Source organism: Pseudomonas sp. P5_B2, assembly GCF_056400445.1.
Genome location: NZ_JBFULH010001265.1, coordinates 1 through 782 on the forward strand (window position 1 = coordinate 1; position 782 = coordinate 782).

The 782-nt window shown below is 52.3% G+C and carries 1 protein-coding gene; it reads left to right on the forward strand.

What is annotated here, in order from left to right; all coding sequences use genetic code 11:
• Positions 1–381: 381 nt before the first annotated feature.
• The coding region (locus AC1DRJ_RS30650; RefSeq protein WP_477805410.1) for a cation:dicarboxylate symporter family transporter at positions 382–782 on the forward strand (401 nt) is incomplete at its 3' end.

Consider the following 782-nt stretch of genomic DNA (forward strand, 5'->3'; position numbering starts at 1 on the left):
TGCCTGCACGAGGCAGGGATTTTTCGCCGCTAAATGTAGGTTTTTTCTAAAGTTTTAGTTTTCAATCGCTGGTGCGGAGAATACCCGGACCGCCGCTGAATTGGCCGGTTCACGGCACTTATAGCTGCAGAAATGTCGTATTAAACCGGTTGGGACGCCAGTTTCATTTAGAAAATCTCATGCCGATTCGGCATAGGGTAGGCATTTACGGCATTAGACGTTGCTTCCTTGCATGGGAATAGTTGCGCCTTTTTTCGCCTGCCAGAGAGCCATAACAAGTGCTCCGGGGCTCCTTATACGGGGGCAGATGCACACACTTTTTCGCCACAAGCGTTTCAGTGATTGCCTCTGCCTGAGTCAAACGCAAGTAAGGGTAAAGATATGAAGAAGGCAAAGCTTAGCCTCGCCTGGCAGATCGTCATCGGTCTGGTATTGGGGATTGCAATCGGTGCGCTGCTCAACCATTTCAGTGCCGAAAAAGCCTGGTGGATCAGCAATGTCCTGCAACCGGCAGGCGATATCTTTATCCGTCTGATCAAGATGATCGTGATCCCGATCGTCATCTCCTCGCTGATCGTCGGCATTGCTGGCGTCGGTGACGCGAAGAAACTCGGTCGCATCGGTCTGAAGACCATCATCTACTTCGAGATTGTCACCACCATCGCCATTCTGGTGGGTCTGGTGTTGGCCAACGTATTCCATCCGGGCAGCGGCATCGACATGAGCACCCTGGGTACCGTGGATATTTCCAAGTACCAGGCCACCGCTGCCGAGGTTCAGCA